At 69.8% G+C, this 16,365-nt stretch carries 13 protein-coding genes; all 13 read left to right on the top strand.

Going from position 1 to position 16,365, the window contains the following annotated elements:
- On the top strand, window positions 1-371 hold a 371-nt coding region (locus E4O86_RS18655), incomplete at its 5' end, for an FCD domain-containing protein (protein ID WP_161142061.1).
- 354 nt (window positions 372-725) lie between these two features.
- On the top strand, window positions 726-1,475 hold the full coding sequence (locus tag E4O86_RS18650) for a sulfite exporter TauE/SafE family protein (RefSeq protein ID WP_161142060.1): 750 nt from the start codon (window positions 726-728) through the stop codon (window positions 1,473-1,475).
- A 154-nt stretch (window positions 1,476-1,629) separates the two neighbouring features.
- Window positions 1,630-2,634, top strand: coding sequence for a Bug family tripartite tricarboxylate transporter substrate binding protein (locus E4O86_RS18645; RefSeq protein ID WP_161142059.1), 1,005 nt, complete (start codon window positions 1,630-1,632; stop codon window positions 2,632-2,634).
- Between the two features lie 66 nt (window positions 2,635-2,700).
- The gene (locus tag E4O86_RS18640) at window positions 2,701-3,198 is read left to right on the top strand and encodes a hypothetical protein (protein ID WP_161142058.1); all 498 of its coding nucleotides are present in this window, start codon (window positions 2,701-2,703) and stop codon (window positions 3,196-3,198) included.
- Window positions 3,198-4,733 carry a tripartite tricarboxylate transporter permease gene (locus E4O86_RS18635; protein ID WP_161142057.1) on the top strand — a complete coding sequence of 512 codons (1,536 nt, stop codon included), beginning with the start codon at window positions 3,198-3,200 and terminating at the stop codon, window positions 4,731-4,733. The genes E4O86_RS18640 and E4O86_RS18635 overlap by 1 nt, the downstream gene beginning before the upstream one ends.
- 3 nt (window positions 4,734-4,736) lie before the next feature.
- Window positions 4,737-6,020 (top strand): LVIVD repeat-containing protein, encoded by a 1,284-nt coding sequence (locus tag E4O86_RS18630; protein ID WP_161142056.1) that lies wholly within the window; start codon window positions 4,737-4,739, stop codon window positions 6,018-6,020.
- 37 nt (window positions 6,021-6,057) lie between these two features.
- Complete coding sequence (locus E4O86_RS18625) at window positions 6,058-7,035, top strand: aldo/keto reductase (protein WP_161142055.1); 978 nt, start codon at window positions 6,058-6,060, stop codon at window positions 7,033-7,035.
- Between the two features lie 57 nt (window positions 7,036-7,092).
- Complete coding sequence (locus E4O86_RS18620) at window positions 7,093-8,013, top strand: alpha/beta hydrolase (protein ID WP_161142054.1); 921 nt, start codon at window positions 7,093-7,095, stop codon at window positions 8,011-8,013.
- Between the two features lie 260 nt (window positions 8,014-8,273).
- Window positions 8,274-8,678: an Hsp20/alpha crystallin family protein gene (locus E4O86_RS18615; RefSeq protein WP_161142053.1), complete on the top strand. Its 405-nt coding sequence runs from the start codon at window positions 8,274-8,276 to the stop codon at window positions 8,676-8,678.
- Window positions 8,679-8,692: 14 nt separating this feature from the next.
- Window positions 8,693-11,125 carry an endopeptidase La gene (gene lon, locus E4O86_RS18610; RefSeq protein ID WP_161142052.1) on the top strand — a complete coding sequence of 811 codons (2,433 nt, stop codon included), beginning with the start codon at window positions 8,693-8,695 and terminating at the stop codon, window positions 11,123-11,125.
- A 95-nt stretch (window positions 11,126-11,220) separates the two neighbouring features.
- Window positions 11,221-13,059, top strand: coding sequence for an isocitrate dehydrogenase kinase/phosphatase AceK regulatory subunit (locus tag E4O86_RS18605; RefSeq protein WP_161142051.1), 1,839 nt, complete (start codon window positions 11,221-11,223; stop codon window positions 13,057-13,059).
- A 343-nt stretch (window positions 13,060-13,402) separates the two neighbouring features.
- Window positions 13,403-15,448 (top strand): NAD(+) synthase, encoded by a 2,046-nt coding sequence (locus tag E4O86_RS18600; protein WP_161142062.1) that lies wholly within the window; start codon window positions 13,403-13,405, stop codon window positions 15,446-15,448.
- 115 nt (window positions 15,449-15,563) lie between these two features.
- On the top strand, window positions 15,564-16,127 hold the full coding sequence (locus E4O86_RS18595; protein ID WP_161142050.1) for an NADPH-dependent FMN reductase: 564 nt from the start codon (window positions 15,564-15,566) through the stop codon (window positions 16,125-16,127).
- Window positions 16,128-16,365: the final 238 nt, after the last annotated feature.

The raw sequence follows: 16,365 nt of genomic DNA, 5'->3' as shown, positions 1-16,365 counted from the left end.
CGGCGGCGCGGCTCGCGGCGCTCCGGGCCGCGCCCGCCGATGTCGCCGCGCTCGAACGCGCGGTGCGCCGCGGCAACGACGCGGCCGGCTTCGAGGATTTCGAAAGCTGGGACGCGAACTTCCACCGCATGCTCATCGCCGCCGCCCGGAACGGCCTCCTCGTCGGGCTCTACCGCACCATCGAGGCCGCGCGCGCCGAGCGCATCTGGGGCCGGCTGAAGCGCGCCTCCCTGACGAGCGAGCGCAGGCGGCGCTACGAGGAGAGCCATGCCGCGATCGCGGCCGCGATCGCCGACCGCGACCCCGCGCGCGCCGAAGCCGAGATGCGCCGGCACATCGAGGAGGTGAGGGCGAACATGGGGGCCGGATAGGCCGGCGGGCGCCCTGCCGGTCCGCGTCAAAGGAGGGGAAGGGCCGCCATCCTGCCGCAGAGGAAGCGGCGGACGCTCGGGCCGGGCTCGAGCCCGATCGCGCGTCGATACGGGCGCCGCTCGTGACGCGCCGCCGAATGGATGTCGACCGGGACCGGGCCGGAAAGACGGGGCCGGACAGACAGGGCCGGACTGACAGGGCCGGACAGACAGGGCCGAACAGACAGGGGAAGCGCATGAGGGCGGTGGCCCGGCGATTTCCTTCCGGCCGTCCGCCTGCCGACGATTTTCGCCGCCTTAGCGCCGCGAAGCCCGAGACAAATCCGCGGGCGGCGTGCGAATAAGCGCCTCGCCATGCTCAGCCCCGCCATCATCGCCACCCTCGCCGTCACCGTCGTCGCCACCTCCTTCATGTCGGGCATATTCGGCATGGCCGGCGGCATGATCCTGATGGGGCTCCTGCTCGTCATCCTGCCGGTCCCGGCGGCGATGATGATGCACGGCTCGACGCAGCTGGTGGCGAATATCTGGCGCGCCGCGCTCTGGTACCGCCACGTCGACGTCAGGATTCTCGGCCTCTATCTCGCCGGCAGCGCCGCCATCTTCGCGGTCTTCACCTTCGTCCGGCTGGTGCCGGACCGGGCGCTGGTCTACATCGTCATGGGCCTGATGCCGTTCGTCTCGATGGCGCTCCCGCACCGCTACGCGCCGCGCGCCGATCTGCCGGCCGGCGCCTTCCTGAGCGGGCTGATCTCGACCGGATTCCAGCTTCTCGCCGGCGTCTCGGGCCCGGCCTTCGACGTCTTCTTCGTGCGCACCGAGCTCACCCGGCACCAGGTCGTCGCCACCAAGGCCGCCTGCCAGTCGATCAGCCATTTCTCCAAGCTCGTCTATTTCGGCGGGCTGCTCGCCACCGGCGGCACCGTGGTCGGCTGGCCGGTGATGGCGGCGGCGATGGTGCTCGCCATCGTCGGAACGAGCCTCAGCCGCATGGTGCTCGACCGGCTCACCGACGTGCAGTTCCGGAGCTGGACCCAGCGCCTCGTCATGGCGATCGGCATCGTCTACCTGTTCCAGGGCGTCCGCGACCTCTTCCTCGCCTGAACGGCCGGCGGGGCGCGCTCCCGGTGCGCCCGCTGAAAACCTCTTGCGCGACCGGTTTGGAATTGGTTGATCTTCCCGGCGCCAGGCTGTAGCTTGGCGCCCAATCGGTCAATCAAGAAGTCCGGCGGAATTCCGCCCCTCAGGGAGACGCTCGATGTCCAGTCGCTTCAGGGTTTCACGCCGCCAGTTCCTCGCATCCTCGGCGGCAGGCGCCGCGGCCTTGACGCTGCCCGGCCGGGCGGCCTTCGCCCAGAGCTTTCCGGACCACAACATCAACATCACCATCCCGACCGGCGAGGGCGGCGGCGCCGACCGTGACGTGCGGCTGATCACCCAGATCTGGAAGAAGTACCTGAACACAGACTTCGAGTTCGGCTACTATCCCGGCGCGGCGGGCCAGGTCGGCTACGAGTTCTTCATGAAGCGCGAGCCGGACGGCTACAACCTCCTGTTCGCCAACATGGGCCCGGAAGTCATCATGCTGACGCTGCAGAACGTCGGCATCCAGCTCGGCAAGGACCTCGTCTACATCAACCAGACGAGCTCGGAGCCGATGTCGGTCTTCGTCGGCAAGCGCTCCAAGTTCCAGAGCCTGCAGGAGCTCGTCGACGAGGGCAAGAAGCGCGCGATCACCTGCTCCGTGAGCCGGCTGCCGCACCCGGCCTCGATCGGCATGCTGGCGCTCGGCGAGGCGACCGGCGCGAACTTCAACCTCGTGCCCTTCGGCGGCGGCAATCCCTCCGCGATGGCGGCGATCACCGGCGAGGTCGATTGCTGCGCGCTGCCTTTCGCCAATCCGATCACGCTCGGGTCCGAGGTGCGGATCCTCGGGGTGTTCTCCGACAAGAATCCCGCGCCGGACCAGAGCGGCGACGCGCCGACCGTCAATTCCGTGTTCGGCACCAAGCTGCCGGAGCTCACGAGCTCGCGCGGCTTCGCCGTCCAGGCGGCCGCGATGGAGAAGTTCCCGGACCGCATCGAGACGATCAAGAAGACCTGCGCCCAGGTCCTCGCCGATCCGGATTATGTCGAGGCGGTCCAGAAGGCCGGCCTGCCGAAGGAGTTCATCGACCCGGGCGACCAGCAGAAGGCGATGAGCACGGCCGAGGCGACGCGCGAGCTCGCGGAGAAGTACCGCGCGCTCCTCACCGGCAAATGATCCTGCGGGCGGCCGGCCGCGGTGCCGGCCGCCACCTTCGGCTCGCGACCAATTGCGCGGATGGACATGACTGAAGCAACGAACAGGAAGAAGGCGATCGGGGCGGATCTGATCATCCCGCTCGCCGGCGCCGCCTACGCCGTCTACTACGTCTGGTCGGTGCGGGACTTCCCGATCGAGGCGCAGATGAGCGGCATGATCCTCGCCGGCATGCTGCTCTTCCTCGTGCTCCTCTATCTCGTCCGGATCGGGGTGGGGCTCGCCGCCGGCCGGTACGGCATGGGGCTCGGCGATTTCCTCGGCCCGAAGGAGACGCGGGTCTCGCGCGGCCTCTTCTTCGTGCTGGTCCTCGCCTCCGTCTATGCGATCGGGCATTTCGGCTTCACGCTGACGACCTTCGGATTCCTCGCGCTCTCCTTCGTGGTGCTCGGGATCCGGCCGGTCGGGCGCGCGATCCTCGTCGCCGCCATCGCCGCGCTCGTCGGCTGGCTGTTCTTCGTCGTCCTTCTCGGCACGCGTTTCCCGATGGGCCCGTTCGAGCAGCTCATGCAGGCGGTGTTCTGATGGATTTCTCGCTCGGCTCCTTCGCCGATCTCTTCGCGCACGCCTTCAGCCTGTGGTGGATCATCATCCCGGCGATCTTCGTCGGGATCATCGCGGGGGCGGTGCCGGGCTTCGCGGCCCACAACACGATCATCATCCTGCTGCCGCTGACGCTCGCCTTCAACGTCGAGGTCGCGCTCACCTTCATGGTCGCGCTCTACTGCGCCTCCCATCTCGGCGGCGGCATTCCGGCCATCCTCGTCAACATTCCGGGGACCGGCGGGGCCGCGGCGACGACGCTCGACGGCTATCAGATGACGAAGAAGGGGCTCGCCGTCCGGGCGCTCGCCGTCTCCTTCGTCGCCTCCGTGCTGGGCGGCCTCATCTCCTCGCTCATCACGCTGGTCGCGCTGCCGGCGCTCTCCCAGGTCGGCTATTACGTCCACAGCGTGGAGATGGTCGTCATCATGCTGTTCGGGCTCGCGCTGATCGCCTCGATCGCCGCGAAGGACATGCTGAAGGGCCTGATCGCCGGCGTGCTCGGGCTTCTCCTCGGCGCGATGGGCGCGGACCACATCTATGCCACCCCGCGCGGCACGTTCGGCATTCTGGAGCTTTTCGACGGCATTCCCCTCGTTCCCGCCCTGATCGGTCTCTTCGCCGTGTCCGAGGCGTTGGTCATGCTGGAGGAGAAGTCGATCGTCGAAGGCGGCACCGCCAATGTCGGCAAGGTCACCTGGGGCGAGACCTTCCACGAGATCTTCGGCGCGTTCCGGCACTGGTGGAACATCACCTGGACCAGCATTCTCGGCCTTCTGATCGGGGTGCTGCCGGGCGCCGGCGCGAGCATCGCCGCCTTCGTCGCGTACCAGCAGACGCAGTTCTTCTCGAAGCATCCCGAGCGGTTCGGCACCGGCATTCCGGAGGGCGTGTCCGCCCCGGAATCCGCCAATAACGGCGTCACCACGGGAACGCTCGTGCCGCTCCTTGCGATCGGCGTGCCGGGCGGCAGCACCGCGGCCGTCATGATGATCGTGCTGCAGTTCCACGGGGTGCCCTTCGGACCGCGCCTCTTCGTCGAGCAGCCGCAACTCGCCTATGGCGTGATCGTCTCCATGGCGGTGTCCTACATCCTCATGATCTTCACCATCTTTCCGATGGTGAAGTACATGTCGCGGATCACCGTCATCTCGACGCTCTATCTCGCGCCCTTCATCTGCGCCTTCACGCTGGTCGGCGCCTTCGTGCCGCGCGGCTTCCTGTTCGACATCGGCATCGCACTCGCCTTCGGCGTGCTCGGCTTCGTCGCGCGGAAGACCGGGTACCACGTGGCCGCGATCCTCATCGGCGTCATCCTCGGGCCGCTGATCGAGAAGTCGTTCCTGCTCGCCATGCGGATCTCCGGAAACGACCCGATGGTGATGTTCTCCTCCACGATCGGGAACATCCTGTGGGTCATGCTCGTGGCGACGCTGGTGCTGCCGTATGTCTTCAAGTGGCGGCGGGAACGCCGCGCCGGGTTGGAACACGACCGTCTCGTCGAATCGGAGGGCTGAGGAATGACGGCGCATGCGGCGAGCCCCCTCTCGCGACGGACCCGCCAGCTCGGCCATCTCGACATGCCGGGCGGCGGCCAGGTCGTCGTGCGCGACGGCTTCGCCTATGTCGGGCACATGAAGCCGCCCTACGGGACCTCGATCGTCGACGTCTCCGACCCGAAGAATCCGCGGCTCGCGAGCCGGATCATGCTGCCGGACGAGGCCTCGCACACCCATAAGGTGCGGGTCGTCGGTGACCTCATGATCACCAATGTCGAGGAGAACAACCGCCATCTCCGCCGGAAGGGCGGCAACATTCCGGCGGCTGAGGCGGCGCTTGCGGCCGAGCTCGGCCGGCCGCCGGCCGATGCCGAGATCGCCGCGCGGATCGGCGTCGATCCGGGCGACATCCCCTATCTCCGCAAGGCCCTCAAGGAGAGCTATCGCGACGGCGGCTTCAAGGTCTGGGACATTTCGGACCGCGCCGCCCCGCGCGAGCTCTGCCACGTGCGCACGCACGGCTTCGGCGTCCACCGCTTCCACGCCGACGAGCGCTACGCCTACATCTCGACGGAGATGGAGGGCTATGTCGGCAACATCCTGGTCGTCTACGATCTCGCGGACCCGGCGAGGCCCGAGGAGGTGTCGCGCTGGTGGCTGCCCGGCCAGCACGTCGCGGGCGGCGAGACGCCGACCTGGCGCGGCTATTCGAACCGCCTCCATCACGCCATGCGCTGCGGAAACGAGCTCTGGGCGTCGGTGTGGCAGGCGGGCATGCGGGTGATCGACGCCTCCGACATCCGGAACCTCCGGACGATCGGCGCCTACGACTACCACCCGGCGATCCCGGAGCCGACGCATACGGTGATGCCGTTCGAGAACCTGATCGGCGGACGCCGCTACGCGGCGGCGATCGACGAGGAGCACGCGCATGTCCACGGCCGGCTGCGCGCCTTCATGTGGATCCTCGACGTCACGGACCTGTCGGCGATCAGGGCGGTCTCCACCTTCGCGATCGGCGAGCTCGATTCGCCCTTCAGCGGCCGTCCGGGCCGCTTCGGCGCGCACCAGTTCCGGGAGCGGCTCGACGGCACGCTCGTCTACGCGGCCTGGTTCGCGGGCGGGCTCAGGATCGTCGACGCGAGGAACCCGGCGGAACCGGAGGAGGTCGGCTTCTTCATACCCGAGCCGGCGAGCGCCGATGGCGCGCCTCAGACGAACGACGTCGACGTCGACGAGGAGGGCCTGATCTACCTCATCGACCGGGACAGGGGCTTTCACGTCGTCGCGTTCGACCGCCCGTAGCGCGGGCCGGCAGACGCGATCAGCGGAGGGGACGGGGATGAAGACGCGGCGGCTCGGCCGGCTGGAAGTGTCGGCGATCGGGCTCGGATGCATGGGCATGACGGGGCTCTACGGCGCCCGCGACGCGGAGGAGTCGAAGGCGACGATCCGCCACGCGGTCGACCGCGGCATCACGCTCATCGACACCTCCGACGCCTATGGCAACGGCAAGAACGAGACGATGATCGGCGAGGCCCTGAAGGGGCTCCGCAGCAAGGTCGTGCTCGCGACGAAGTTCGGCAATCTGCGCAATCCCGACGGCAGCACGGGTGTGAACGGGCGGCCGGACTACGTGCCCAAGGCCTGCGACGCGAGCCTGAAGCGGCTCGGCACCGACCACATCGACCTCTATTTCGTCCACCGCATCGACCCCGACGTCCCGATCGAGGAGACGGTCGGCGCGATGGCCAAGCTCGTCGAGGCCGGCAAGATCGGCCATATCGGCCTCTCCGAGGCGGGCGTCGCGACCATCCGGCGCGCGCATGCGGAGCATCCGGTCGCCGCGCTGCAGACCGAATATTCGCTCTGGACCCGCGACGTGGAGGACGAGATCCTTCCCGCCTGCCGCGAGCTCGGGATCGGCTTCAACGCCTACGCGCCGCTCGGCCGCGGCTTTCTCACGGGCCGGATCGACGGGCCGGGTTCGCTGGAGGAGAACGACCGCCGCCGCGACATGCCGCGCTTCCAGGACGAGAACCTCGAGCAGAATCTCGACCTCCTGAAGACGCTCGAGGCGGTTGCCGAGGAGACCGGCCACACCCCCGCGCAGGTGGCGCTCGCGTGGACGCTCGCCATGGGCGAGGACATCGTGCCGATCCCCGGCGCGTCGCGGCGGAAATGGATCGACGCCAATGTCGAGGCGGCGGAGATCGCACTCCCGGCCGCCGCGCTCGCACGGCTCGACGGCGATTTCGTCGCCGCCCGCGTCCACGGCACCCGCTATCCCGGCGGGCAGATGAAGCGGCTCGGCATCTAGCCGCTCCGGCGGCTTCCGGCCGCCCGCAGCATTTCCGGCACCTCAGAAGGAATTACGATGCAGGACGACATTCGCGCGGCGATCAGGACCGAGGGCAAGGAGCACTGGACGGAGTCGAACGGCCAGAAGCTCTTCCTGTGGGAGAAGCCGGCCGCGCAAGGGCCCGCCCGCGGGACGATCCTCTTCATCCACGGCTCCTCCATGGCCTCGCAGCCGACCTTCGACCTCCAGGTCGAGGGCATGCCGGAAGCCTCGGTGATGGACTGGTTCGCGACGCGCGGCTTCGACACCTGGTGCTTCGACTGCCGCGGCTACGGCCGCTCCTACAAGGGCGAGGACATGCTCGCCGTCATCTCGGACGGCGCCGAGGACGCCCGGGCGGCGACCGACTACATCATGGCGCGGGGCGGCGGCCCGTTCATGGTCTACGGCATCTCCTCCGGTGCGCTCCGCGCCGCCCTCTTCGCGCAGCGCAACCCCGACCGCGTGACGCGGCTCGCGCTCGACGCCATGGTCTGGACCGGCGAAGGCAGCCCGACGCTCGAGCAGCGCCGCAAGAAGCTCGACGAGTGGCGCGGCGCGACACGCCGGCCGGTCGACCGCGCCTTCCTGCTCTCGATCTTCAACCGCGACCATCCCGGCACGGTCGAGGACCGCTTCGTCGAGCCCTTCATCGCGCAGGTGCTCGCGCTCGACGATTCCATGCCGAACGGCACCTATATCGACATGTGCGCCAATCTGCCGGTGGTCGATCCGGAGCGGATCGAGGCCGCCACCATCGTCATGCGCGGCGAATATGACGGCATCGCCGGAATGGCGGACCTGCTCGCCTTCTTCGACCGGCTGCCGAATGCGGACAAGGAGTTCGCCGTGATGCCGGGCATCGCGCACGCCTCCTTCACGCAGAAGAACTTCCTCCTCGTCTACCATATCCTCCACGCCTTCTTCACGCGTCCGGAGCCCGCCTACCGCGGCTGAGGCGCGCCGGCCGGCCGCCGGCCGGAGACATGAGCCGGGACGCGGCGGCGCGTCCCGGCGCCCCACGGTCCTTCCGCGCCGCGTGCCCGGCCGGAGCCGCCGGCTTGATCGAGCGCAAGGTGCCCGCCGCGCCGCTGCCCCACTTCTCTGCGGGGGCGGCGTTCGGCCGCCTCCCGGTTTGGAACGGTGTTCCCGGCGAGCCGTTGAGCTTGTCGAGGTCCGCCCCCACTTAACCGGCGAAGGAAGGTGAAAGGCGAGCGATGGCGGCACGCAATCCCGATGTCTGGATGTGGTCGGAAGCCTGCGATCTGATCGCGCGGGCGGAGCGGCTGCAGCGGCAGTTCTTCCAGCTCCGGAGCTCGGTCCGGCACCTGCCGGTGTGGGAGCCCCCCGCCGACGTGATCGAGACCGAGCGCGAGGTGATCGTGCTGCTCGCGCTGCCGGGCGTCGATCCGGAGCGCGTGCAGGCGGCGATCGAGGACGGCAAGCTGGTGGTCACCGGCGACCGCGTCCTGCCGCCCGAGCTGCGCACCGCGATCATCCACCGGCTGGAGCTGCCGCAGGGCCGGTTCGAGCGCAGGCTCGCTCTGCCGCCGGGCCGCTACAGCGATGTCCGCCGGCTGTCCGCGAATGGCTGCCTCGTCGTCAGCCTGCTCAAAGCGTGAACGGAAGTCCCGCAATGAATCCGAACCAGAAAGTCTTCGCTGCGGCCGATGCTTCCGGCGCGGGCGACCTTCGCCAGAGCCTGCCGCTGCCGCCCGATGCGGTCATCATCCTGCCGGTCCGCAACATGGTGCTCTTCCCGGGCGTGGTGTTCCCGATCGGGATCGGCCGGCCGGCTTCCGTCGCCGCCGCCCAGGAGGCCGTCCGCCGCCAGGCGCAGATCGGCGTTCTGCTGCAGCGCGATCCCGAAACGGACGAGCCGGGCGGCGACCAGCTCAACCGCATCGGCACGATCGCCAACATCGTGCGCTACGTGACGACGCCCGACGGCGGGCACCACCTCGTCTGCCAGGGCGAGGAGCGCTTCCGCGTGGTCGAGTTCGTGCCGGGCTGGCCGTTCCTGGTCGCCCGCGTGATCCGGCTGCCCGAGCCGACCGCCGTCTCCTCCGAGATCGAGGCGCGCTTCATAAACCTGCAGGCGCAGGCGCTCGAGGCGATCGAGCTCCTGCCGCAGGCGCCGCCCGAGATGGCGCAGGCGATCCGTGCGATCACGGCGCCCGGCGCGCTCGCCGACGTGACGGCCGCCTACATGGACGCCAAGCCGGAAGAGAAGCAGGAGATCCTCGAGACGGTCGATCTCGATGCGCGGATGGAGAAGGTCGCGCGCCTGCTCGGCCATCGCATCGAGGTCCTGCGTCTCTCGCACGAAATCGGCCAGCAGACGAAGGCCGCGCTCGACGAGCGCCAGCGCGAGGCGCTGCTGCGCGAGCAGATGGCCGCGATCCAGCGCCAGCTGGGCGAGGGCGAGGGCAAGGGCCAGGAGATCGCGGAGCTCGGCGAGGCGATCACGAAGGCCGGCATGCCGCCGGAGGTGGAGGAGCAGGCGCGCAAGGAGCTCAGGCGGCTCGAGCACATGCCCGAGGCCGCGGCCGAGTACGGCATGATCCGCACCTATCTCGACTGGCTGATCGAGCTGCCCTGGACCATTCCCGAAGAGCCGCCGATCGAGATCGCCGAGGCGCGGCGGATCCTCGACGAGGACCATTACGGCCTGGACAAGATCAAGCGGCGGATCGTGGAATATCTCGCCGTCAGAAAGCTTGCGCCGCAGGGCAAGGCGCCGATCCTCTGCTTCGTCGGCCCGCCGGGCGTGGGCAAGACCTCGCTCGGCCAGTCGATCGCGCGCGCCATGGGCCGGAAGTTCGTTCGGGTCAGCCTCGGCGGCGTGCACGACGAGGCGGAGATCCGCGGCCATCGCCGGACCTATGTGGGCGCGCTGCCGGGCAACATCATCCAGGCCATCCGCAAGGCCGGCACGCGGAACTGCGTGATGATGCTCGACGAGATCGACAAGCTCGGCGCAGGCATTCACGGCGATCCGTCGGCGGCGATGCTGGAGGTGCTCGATCCCGAGCAGAACGCGACGTTCCGGGACAATTATCTCGGCGTGCCGTTCGACCTCTCGCGCGTCGTCTTCATCGCGACGGCGAACATGCTCGACACGATCCCCGGGCCGCTCCTCGACCGCATGGAGCTCATCAGCCTCGCCGGCTACACCGACGAGGAGAAGCTCCAGATCGCGAAGCGCTATCTGGTGCCGCGCCAGCTCGAGGCGAACGGCCTCGAGGCCGGGCTGGCGGAGATCGAGGAGCCGGCGCTCCGCGCCATCGTGCAGCACTATACGCGCGAGGCGGGCGTCCGGAATCTCGAGCGCGAGATCGGCAAGGCGCTGCGGCATGCCGCGGTCAGGATCGCCGAGGGAAGCGACGAGCGCGTCACCATCCGGGAGGCGGACCTCGTGTCCATCCTCGGCCAGCCGCGCTTCGAGAACGAGGTCGCGATGCGCACCAGCGTGCCGGGGGTCGCGACCGGCCTCGCCTGGACCCCCGTCGGCGGCGACATCCTGTTCATCGAGGCGACCATGATCCCCGGCAACGGGCGGCTGATCCTGACCGGGCAGCTCGGCGAGGTGATGCGGGAGAGCGCGCAGGCCGCGCTGAGCCTCGTCAAGAACCGCGCGTCCGAGCTCGGGGTCGACCCGAAGCGGCTCGCGGAGAGCGACATCCACGTCCACGTTCCGGCCGGGGCGACGCCCAAGGACGGCCCGAGCGCCGGCGTGGCGATGTTCACCGCGCTCGCCTCGCTCCTGACCGGGCGGACGGTGCGCAGCGACACGGCGATGACGGGCGAGATCAGCCTGCGCGGTCTCGTGCTCCCGGTCGGCGGCATCAAGGAGAAGGTGACGGCGGCCGCGCGCGCCGGTCTCACGCGCGTGATGCTGCCGGCCCGGAACCGCCGCGACTACGACGACATCCCGGAGCAGGCGCGCGACAGACTGGAATTCGTCTGGCTGGAGCGCGTCGACCAGGCGCTCGAGAACGCCCTCGAGCCGGCCGGCGGCGAAGCCGGCTCGGCCGCCGGCGGGGAGGGCGCGCGCAAGGTCGCGTGAGCGCAGGAGGCACCGGCCGCCCGGTGCTTCCTTCCGCCGCTCGACTCTTTCCGCCGCCGCCGCGACAATCGCGAAATGAAGCGTGCGGATCGCCCGTGACCGAATTCCCACCGCTCAGCCGGGGCCCGGTCGCGGGGCTCAGGACGGAAGAGATCGGCTTCGCCGGCCTCGGCGACCTCGCCCTTGCGGAATCTCCGGGGGCGCGCGCGGAGGTGCTCGCCCGCACGATCCTCGCCGTCTTCGACGATTATTACGACCGCTTCCGGGCGATGGCGCCGCTCGCCAAGGCCGCCTTCGAGACGCGCGACTGGCCGCGCACCGTCGCGCTCTCCGCCGAGCGGCTCTCGATCTATTCGGTCAGCATCGCGATCCTCGCGCCGCTCCTTCATGCCGCCGTCCCGGAACTCGGGCGCGAGAGCGGCTTCTGGGCGAAGGTGGAGGCGCATTATCTCGGACTGATCGAGGGGCGGTACGAGGCGGATCTCGCCTTCGCCTTCCTCACCTCGATCCGCCGCAAGGTGTTCGAGGACGAATGGCGGCCGGTCGCCTATTCCTACCCGGCCGGGAGGCCGGGTCCGGCGGCCGTGCGGCGCGAGACGCTTGCCCGCTTCGCGGCCGACATGCCGGTCCCGGCCGAGATCGCCCGGCAGATCCTCTCCGTGCCCGCGTTCGGGGCGGAATGGCGCGACCGCGCCGGCGACGAACGGCTGCTCGCCGAGGCGATCGGGCGGGCGGCCGCGGGCATCGAGCCCGGCTGCCGCACGGTCCGGGTGGAGATGGCGCGCTGCGGCTTCTTCCGGAACCGCGGCGCCTATCTCCTCGGCCGCATCACCACGCCGTCCGGTCGCTCGGCACCGCTCCTCGTCGCGCTGCTGAACCCGCCTTCCGGCCTCCATGTCGACGCGGTGCTGACGGACAGCGACGAGTTGCAGTTCGTGTTCTCGACGACGCTCGCCAATTTCAACGTCACCTGCCCCTATTATCACGAGCTCGCGGCATTCCTCTTCGAGCTCATGCCGAAGCGGCCGGTCGGCGTGCATTATTCGAGCATCGGCTACAACCATCTCGGCAAGATCGCCGTGATGAACGAGATCGTCGGCGAGCAGCGCAGGACCGGCGAGCGGCTCGGCACGGCCGTCGGCTTCCGCGGCACGGTGGCGATCGGCTTCTCGATGCCGTCGTCGCGCTACGTCATGAAGATCATCCGCGACCGGCCGAGCGACGGCTACAAATGGGGCGCGTTTCCCGGCGTCGAGAAGGTGCTCGACAAGTACCGCCTCGTCCACGAGATCGACCGCGCCGGCTCGATGCTCGACAACATCATCTACTACAGGGTGAAGCTCGACCGGCGGGCGTTCGCGCCGGAGCTCCTCGACGAGCTTCTCGCCGAGGGCGGCTCCACGGTGAGCCTGCTCGGGAGCGAGGTCGTGTTCCGTCACCTCGTCGTGCAGGTGAAGCTGGTGCCGCTGCCGGTCTTCCTGGAGACGGCCAGCCCGGAGGCGGCGCGCCTCGCCGTCCTCAATCTCGGCGACTGCATCAAGAACAACGCCGCGGCGAACATCTTCAACAAGGACCTCGACGGCCGGAACTACGGCGTCAATCCGATCGGCAAGGTCTACCTCTTCGATTACGACGCGGTGGAGCCGCTGACGAGCGTGAAGGTCAGGACCAACACCGACCGCGAGGAAGGGGAGGAGGGCATCCCGGACTGGTACTTCGAGGAGGGGACGGTGTTCCTGCCGGAGGAGATGCTGCCGGGCCTCAGGATCGACGACCCGGAGCTCAGGCGGCTGTTCCGGACGGCGCATGCCGACCTCCTCACGGTCGCCTACTGGGAGGGGCTGCAGCGGGCGCTCGCGTCGGGCAAGGTGCCGCGGGTCCGCAGCTACCCGGAGGCGCGCCGGCTCGCGCGGCCCGACGCCGCGGCCGCCTGAGCCGCGCCTAGACGTCTTCGCCGGGGTTGCGCACGTCGGGGTGGACCGGAAGACCGTCCGGCTCGGGCGGGCCCGAAGGCTCCGCGCGGGGCGGTGCCTTCCCTTTCCCTGACGGCGTCTTCGCCGGCTTGGGCTTGTCGCGGTCGCGGTTCCCGCCTGGCTTTCCGGCCATGCCTGCCTCCCTCGGCCAAATCGGGCGCGGCGGGCGTAGAGCCTCCGGACCGGCCCCTCCGCCCCATCTTGCGACGCCCGCCGCCCGAAATCCATTGCGGCGGGAGCGGATCGGAGCGATTTCCGTTAGTGTCGCGACGCATCCCGGTCCTGGAGACCCGCCATTCCCGAGCTGTCCTTCCGATCGGTCTACCGCCACGGCTTCGTGCGCGCGGCCGCCTGCACGATACCCGTCCGGGTCGCCGATCCGGCGGCCAATGCGGAGGCGATCCTGCGCGCCGCGGCGGCGGCCGACGCGCGCGGCGTCGCCGTGCTCGTGCTCCCGGAGCTCTCGCTCTCGGCCTATGCCATCGACGACCTGCTGCTGCAGGATGCGCTGCTCGACGCGGTGGAGGCCGGCATCGCGGAGATCGCGGCGGGCACGGAAGCGCTGATGCCGCTCGTCCTCTTCGGCGCGCCGCTGCGGCACGGCGCCCGGGTCTACAATTGCGCCGTAGCGGTCCATCGCGGGCGCGTGCTCGGCGTCGTCCCGAAGGTCCACCTGCCGAACTACCGGGAGTTCTACGAGCGGCGCCATTTCGCGTCGGGCGAGGGCACGGAGGGCGGCACGATCATGCTCGCCGGCCGGGAGGTGCCGTTCGGGCCGGACCTCCTGTTTGCGGCGGAGGACCTGCCGGGCTGCGTCGTCCATGCCGAGATCTGCGAGGACTTCTGGGTGCCGGTGCCGCCCTCGGCGCAGGCGGCGCTTGCCGGCGCGACCGTGCTTGCCAACCTGTCGGCCTCGAACATCACCATCGGCAAGGCCGAGACGCGCCGGCTGCTCGGCCGCTCGCAATCGGCGCGCTGCCTCGCCGCCTATCTCTATTCGGCCGCGGGAGCCGGCGAATCGACGACCGATCTCGCCTGGGACGGCCAGGCCGACATCTTCGAGAACGGCGAGCTCCTCGCCTGCACGGAGCGCTTCCCCTCCGCCGACGAGATGGCGGTCGCCGACATCGACCTCGACCTCCTGCGCCAGGAGCGGGCGCGGATGGGGACCTTCGACGACAATCGCCGCCTGCACGCGGCGGCGGCGGCGCGGTTCCGCCGGGTCCCGTTCCGGGTCGATCCGCCGGCCGGCGACATCGGCTTCGCGCGCCGCGTGGAGCGCTTCCCCTTCGTGCCGGCCGATCCGGAGCGGCTCGCGCTCGACTGCTTCGAGGCCTACAACATCCAGGTCGCCGGCCTCGTCCAGCGCCTGCAGGCGGCGGGGATAGGCCGGCTCGTCATCGGCGTCTCCGGCGGGCTCGATTCGACGCAGGCGCTCATCGTCGCCGCCAAGGCGTTCGACCGGATGGGGCGCGACCGCCGGGACATCCTCGCCTACACCATGCCCGGCTTCGCCACCGGCGAGCACACGAAGGCGAATGCGCACCGGCTGATGGCGGCCCTCGGCGTGACCGCCTCCGAGCTCGACATCCGTCCGGCCGCGCGGCAGATGCTCCTCGACATGGGCCACCCCTTCGCGCGCGGCGAGCCGGTCTACGACGTCACCTTCGAGAACGTGCAGGCGGGGCTCAGGACCGACTATCTCTTCCGGCTCGCCAACCAGAACGGCGGCATCGTGCTCGGCACCGGCGACCTGTCGGAGCTCGCGCTCGGCTGGTGCACCTACGGCGTCGGCGACCAGATGTCCCATTACAACGTCAATGCCGGCGTGCCGAAGACGCTGATCCAGCATCTCATCCGCTGGGTGGTCACCTCCGGCCAGTTCGACGAGGCGGTCGGGCGGACGCTCGAATCGATCCTCGCGACCGAGATCTCGCCGGAGCTCGTGCCGGTCGTCGCCGGCGAGACGCCGCAGAGCACGGAGGCGAAGGTCGGCCCCTACGACCTGCAGGACTTCAACCTCTTCTATACGCTCCGCTACGGCTACCGGCCCTCGAAGATCGCCTTCCTCTCGCTGATGGCCTGGGGCGAGCTCGCCGCGGGCGACTGGCCGCCCGGCTTCCCCGCCGAGCGGCGGAAGGCCTACGACCTGCCGGTCATCAGGGCGTGGCTGCGCGTGTTCCTCGAGCGCTTCTTCGGGTTCAGCCAGTTCAAGCGCTCGGCGCTGCCGAACGGGCCGAAGGTGGCGGCGGGCGGCTCGCTCTCGCCGCGCGGGGACTGGCGCGCCCCCTCCGACGGAAACGCGCGGATCTGGGTCGAGGAGCTGGAACGGAACGTGCCGGAGTCCTAGGTTCGCTCCGCCTTCCGCTCGTCCGAGCGATCCCCCCCGAGGCGCGCCGTGCGCCGGCGGCCCGGCGCGACCCGCCGGGCTCCGCCTGCCGGCGCCCGTCAGACAAGAGGTCCCGATGACATTCCGCCTCCACACCATCATCGTCAGCACGCGCCCCGGCCGGGTCGGCCCGGCCGTCGCCAGGTGGTTCCACGACCAGGCGCGCGCCGACGGCGGCTTCGATGCCCATCTCGTCGACCTCGCGGATTTCGCGCTGCCGCTCTACGACGAGCCGTTCCACCCGCGGCTCCAGAACTATCAGCACGCGCACACGAAGCGCTGGAGCGAGAGCGTGGCCGCGGCCGACGCCTTCGTGTTCGTGACGCCGGAATACAATTACAGCCCGGCGCCCTCGTTCCTCAACGCGCTCGATTACGTCTTCAGGGAATGGGCCTACAAGCCGGCCGCCTTCGTCAGCTATGGCGGCGTCTCGGGCGGGCTGCGCGCGGTGCAGGCGGCGAAGCTCGCCATGACGGCGCTGAAGCTCGTGCCGATGGTCGAGGCGGTGATGGTGCCGATGGTGGCCCAGCACATGAAGGACGGCGCGTTCGTGCCGGAGGAGATCCACACCACGAGCGCGAAGGACCTCCTCGTCGAGCTCCGCCGCTGGACCGAGGCGCTGAAGCCGCTGCGGAGCTGAGCCGCCGCGCCGCCGCTGCGGGTCCGGGGCACCCGGTCGGCTGCGGCGCTGAAGCGGCGACGACGCGGCGCGGTTGAGGCGCCGCCACATTCTCTGTCGTCATGCCCGGGCTCGACCCACTGCTGTCCGGTTTGATTTCAGGCCCATTGCAGGACCATCTGGTTGGAGGGTTCGGCGGGTGGATCGTGGCCGGTCAGCCGGTCGATGCGGCGCTTGTGCATGAGGTTGACGCGCACCA

Origin of the sequence: Propylenella binzhouense, assembly GCF_009866965.1 — a bacterium.
GTDB lineage: Bacteria > Pseudomonadota > Alphaproteobacteria > Rhizobiales > Afifellaceae > Propylenella > Propylenella binzhouense.
The sequence above is the reverse complement of the archived record's forward strand: the minus strand, read 5'-3'. Positions and strand labels throughout refer to the sequence as shown.